The sequence below is a fragment of the Streptomyces chilikensis genome (assembly GCF_001642695.1).
Classification (GTDB): Bacteria; Actinomycetota; Actinomycetes; order Streptomycetales; family Streptomycetaceae; genus Streptomyces; species Streptomyces chilikensis.
This window is the reverse complement of record NZ_LWCC02000095.1, coordinates 43,318-47,821: the sequence shown is the minus strand read 5'-3', so window position 1 is coordinate 47,821 and position 4,504 is coordinate 43,318. Positions and strand designations below refer to the sequence as shown.

Here is a 4,504-nt window from a genome sequence, read left to right as displayed (position 1 = left end):
TCCGCCGCCGCACCCACCGTCGCACAGATCGGGTCACCAGCGGATGCAGCACGGCAAGTACCGGTTCATCGTGGGGTTCCTGACGGCCCCCCTGGCGTTGTACGCCATCTTCGTGATCTGGCCGTTCGTCCAGTCGATCTTCTACTCGTTCACCAACTGGTCAGGGCTGAGCCCCGAGTTCTCGATGGTGGGGATCGACAACTACACGCGGATGGTCCAGGACGACGTCTTCTGGAAGTCGCTCTGGCACAGCGTGCTGTTCGCGGTGCTGGTGCCGCTGGTGACCATCGGCCTGGCGCTCTTCCTGGCCTTCATGGTCAACGTCGGCGGGCGCAAGCGGCGCGGCGGGCCGGCGGTCACCGGCGTCCGCGGGTCGTCGACGTACAAGATCGTCTACTTCTTCCCGCAGGTGCTGTCGATCGTCATCGTCGCCCTGCTCTTCCAGTACATCTACAACCCGAAGAGCGGCGCCATCAACTCCGCGCTCGACGCCGTCGGCCTGGGGAGCGTGCAGCCGCTGTGGCTGGGCGACCCGGACCTGGCGCTGTGGTGCGTGATGGCCGTGGTCGTCTGGGCGACGGTGGGCTTCTTCGTGGTGCTGTTCTCGGCCGGCATGGCCTCGATCCCCGCCGAGCTCTACGAGGCCGCGCTGCTGGACGGCGCCGGCCGGTTCACCACCTTCTTCAAGGTGACCGTGCCGCTGCTCTGGGACACCGTGCAGTCCGGCTGGGTCTACATGGGCATCCTGGCCCTGGGCGCCGAGTCGTTCGCCGTGGTGCAGATCATGACGGTCGGCCCCGGCGGCCCCGACTACTCGACCACCGTCATGGTCCTGTATGTGTACCAGAAGGCGTTCCGTGACGGTCAGGCCGCCTACGCGACCACCATCGGCGTCGCCCTGCTCGTCGTCACGCTGGCGTTCGCCGCCCTCGTGATGCGGCTGGGACGCCGCGAGCGGCTGGAGTACTGACGAGATGAAGACCAACACCCCGCCGCCCGGCGACGACGCCGTCCTCCCCGGCCCCGCCCTCCTGACCCCCCAGGCCTCGGAGCGCCCCGAACGCCCGGCGCGCGGGACCGCCCGGGGGGAGGGCAAGGTCCTCAACGTCTTCTCGCACGGCGTGCTGGTCATCTGGGCGATCATGGTCACCCTGCCGCTGCTGTGGGCCGTGATGACCGCCTTCAAGGACAACCGGTCGATCCTCACCTCGCCCTGGTCGCTGCCGGACCGCCTGCACTTCGACAACTTCTCGCGGGCCTGGACCGAGGCGCAGATCGGCGACTACTTCTTCAACACCGTGGTCGTGGTCGGCGGCTCGCTCGCCGGCACACTGGTGCTGGGCTCCATGGCGGCGTACGTCCTGGCCCGGTTCGACTTCCCGGGCAACCGGTTCGTCTACTTCCTGTTCGTCGGCGGGATGAGCTTCCCGGTGATGCTCGCCCTGGTGCCGCTGTTCTACGTCGTGAACAACGTGGGCCTGCTGAACACCACCCACGGGCTGATCCTGGTCTACATCGCCTACTCGCTGCCGTTCACCGTCTTCTTCCTCACGTCCTTCTTCCGCACGCTGCCCACCTCGATCGCGGAGGCCGCCTTCGTCGACGGGGCCTCGCACACCCGGACCTTCTTCCAGGTGATGCTGCCGATGGCGAAGCCGGGCCTGATCAGCGTCGGCATCTTCAACTTCCTCGGTCAGTGGAACCAGTACATGCTGCCGACGGTGCTCAGCACCGACCCCGAGCAGAAGGTGCTCACCCAGGGCCTGGTGCAGATGACGGCCGTCGCCGGCTACAAGAGCGACTGGGCGGCGCTCTTCGCCGGCCTGGTGCTGGCCATGCTGCCGGTGCTCGGCGCGTACGTCGTCTCCCAGCGGCAGGTCGTCCAGGGGCTCACCGCGGGGGCCCTGAAGTAGGCCGAAGCGGACCGAAGCAGACGCCCCGCGTTCGCCTCCCGTTCAACGATCCGGTTCCACCTCTTGACGCAACGGTAAGGAAACCGGTCAGCTTGGACTTCACTAGTTGGACAAGGCGGGGCCTCGCCGGAGCGGCCCCGTGCGGGAGGTCGTCGTGGAGACTCCAGGCTCGCAGTCGTCACTGCACCGGGCAAACCTGGAGAGAGTGGTCAGAGCGGTACGACTCGCCGGATCCCTGACCCAGGCGGAAATCGCCCGGACCACCGGTCTGTCGGCCGCGACCGTCTCGAACATCGTGCGGGAACTGAAGGACGCCGGGATGGTCGAGGTGACCCCCACCTCGGCGGGCGGCCGCCGCGCCCGGTCCGTCTCGCTCAGCGGGGACGCCGGGATCGTGGTCGGCATCGACTTCGGCCACACCCACCTGCGGGTGGCGCTGGGCAACCTCGCCCACCAGGTGCTGGCCGAGGAGACCGAGCCGCTGGACGTCGACGTCTCCGCCGCTCAGGGCTTCGACCGGGCGGAACAGCTGGTCAGGCGCCTGATCGACAGCGTCGACGCCGACCGGAGCAAGATCGCCGGCGTCGGTCTGGGCGTGCCTGGTCCGATCGACCTGGAGTCCGGCACCCTCGGCTCCACGGCCATCCTGCCCGGCTGGCGCGGCACCCGCCCGGCCGAGGAGCTGGAGGCCAGGCTGGGCGTCCCGGTCCACGTGGACAACGATGCCAACCTCGGCGCCCTCGGCGAGCTGACCTGGGGCAGCGGACGCGGGGTCAGGGACCTGGCGTACATCAAGGTGGCCAGCGGCGTCGGCGCCGGCCTGGTGATCGACGGCAAGATCTACCGCGGCCCGGGCGGCACGGCGGGCGAGATCGGGCACATCACGCTGGACGAGTCCGGGCCGGTCTGCCGCTGCGGCAACCGCGGTTGTCTGGAGACCTTCACCGCCGCCCGCTACGTGCTGCCGCTGCTGCGGCCGACCCACGGCCCGGAACTCACCATGGAGGCCATGGTGCGCCTGGCCAAGGAGGGCGACCCGGGCTGCCGGCGGATGATCGGCGACATCGGGCGTCACGTGGGCAGCGGGGTGGCCAACCTGTGCAACCTCCTCAACCCGGGCCGGATCGTGATCGGCGGAGACCTCGCGGAGGCGGGGGAGTTGATGCTGGGTCCGATCCGGGAGTCGGTGGGACGGTACGCGATCCCGAGCGCCGCACGCCAACTCTCCGTCGTGCCGGGCGGACTGGGCGGCCGGGCCGAGGTGCTGGGGGCGCTGGCCCTCGCCCTGAACGAGGTGGGCGACGCGTCCCTGCTCGGGGGCACGCCGCTACGCTCCGTGCCCAACTCGTTCACTTAGAGAACACAGCCTGTCGTTGCCAGACCGTTAAGTATTCACTTCTTGACGTCAAACATCGATTTCGAGTTGACTTCGGTCACTTACCTCGGCCGCGACGGTGCGGCCGCGTCAGGGAGGCACTCCTCTTATGAACGCCAAGATTCGTAGCGTCGTCATCGGCGCTGCCGCTGTTTCCATGGCTCTGTCCGTGGCCGCCTGTGGCAAGGCGGGCGACGACGCCAAGGACAAGGGCGGTTCCGGCGACAAGGGCGGCAAGTCCATCGGCCTGCTGCTGCCCGACACGGTCACCGCCCGGTACGAGAAGTTCGACAAGCCCTACTTCGAGGACAAGGTCAAGGAGCTCTGCTCCGACTGCACCGTCGAGTACGCGAACGCCGGCGCCGACCCCAACAAGCAGGCGCAGCAGGTCAGCGACATGATCACCAAGGGTGTCAAGGTGATCGTGGTCAGCGCCCAGGACTCCGCGGCCATCAAGTCCTCGGTGGAGGAGGCCGAGTCCAAGGGCGTCAAGGTCATCGCGTACGACCGCCTCGCGCAGGGCCCGGTCTCCGCGTACGTCTCCTTCGACAACGTCAAGGTCGGCCAGCTCCAGGGCGAGGCCCTGCTCGAGGGCCTCGGCGACAAGGCGAGCAAGAAGTCGAAGATCGTCATGATCAACGGTGACGACGCCGACCCGAACGCCGCCCAGTTCAAGGAGGGCGCGCACAAGGCCCTCGACGGCAAGGTCGACATCGCCTACGAGCAGACCGGTCTCTGGAAGGACACGGTCGCCGCGGAGAAGATGTCCGCCGCCATCACCCAGCTCGGCAAGAAGAAGATCGCCGGCGTCTACGCCGCCAACGACGGCATGGCCGGCGGCATCGCCAACGTCCTCAAGGGCGAGGGCATCGGCGACATCCCGCTGACCGGTCAGGACGCGGAGCTCGCGGCCATCCAGCGCATCGTCGCCGGCACCCAGTACTCCACCGTCTACAAGGCCTTCAAGCCGCAGGCCGAGGCCGCCGCCGAGCTCGCGGTCAACCTGCTGGAGGGCAAGGACATCAAGTCCCAGGCCTCCCAGGAGGTCACCAGCGGCTCCGGCGACAAGGTCCCCGCGCAGCTGCTGGCCCCGGTGTCCGTCACCCAGAAGAACATCGCGGACACCGTCGTCAAGGACGGCCTGTACACGGTCGAGGAGATCTGCGCCGGCGAGTTCGCCAAGGCGTGCGAGAAGGCCGGCCTCAGCAAGTAAGCG

4 protein-coding genes are annotated in these 4,504 nt (G+C 68.3%); all 4 read left to right on the top strand.

The genetic code is table 11. The features are described 5' to 3' along the window. Positions 1-43 precede the first annotated feature (43 nt). The 4 genes from A2U95_RS23950 to A2U95_RS23935 all read left to right on the top strand — a co-directional run bounded on the left by A2U95_RS23950 (position 44) and on the right by A2U95_RS23935 (position 4,501). Positions 44-970: a carbohydrate ABC transporter permease gene (locus tag A2U95_RS23950; protein ID WP_166026647.1), complete on the top strand. Its 927-nt coding sequence runs from the start codon at positions 44-46 to the stop codon at positions 968-970. Positions 971-974: 4 nt separating this feature from the next. Continuing rightward, positions 975-1,913 (top strand): carbohydrate ABC transporter permease, encoded by a 939-nt coding sequence (locus A2U95_RS23945; protein WP_166026646.1) that lies wholly within the window; start codon positions 975-977, stop codon positions 1,911-1,913. Positions 1,914-2,067: 154 nt separating this feature from the next. Beyond that, complete coding sequence (locus tag A2U95_RS23940; protein WP_166026645.1) at positions 2,068-3,270, top strand: ROK family transcriptional regulator; 1,203 nt, start codon at positions 2,068-2,070, stop codon at positions 3,268-3,270. Positions 3,271-3,397: 127 nt separating this feature from the next. Beyond that, the gene (locus A2U95_RS23935) at positions 3,398-4,501 is read left to right on the top strand and encodes a sugar ABC transporter substrate-binding protein (RefSeq protein ID WP_206283048.1); all 1,104 of its coding nucleotides are present in this window, start codon (positions 3,398-3,400) and stop codon (positions 4,499-4,501) included. Positions 4,502-4,504 lie beyond the last annotated feature (3 nt).

What these genes read in the sequence shown, in the direction of transcription:
- A2U95_RS23950 (WP_166026647.1), top strand. Translation starts at nt 44, where the DNA reads ATGCAGCACGGCAAGTACCGGTTCATCGTGGGGTTCCTGACGGCCCCC.
- A2U95_RS23945 (WP_166026646.1), top strand. Translation starts at nt 975, where the DNA reads ATGAAGACCAACACCCCGCCGCCCGGCGACGACGCCGTCCTCCCCGGC.
- A2U95_RS23935 (WP_206283048.1), top strand. Translation starts at nt 3,398, where the DNA reads ATGAACGCCAAGATTCGTAGCGTCGTCATCGGCGCTGCCGCTGTTTCC.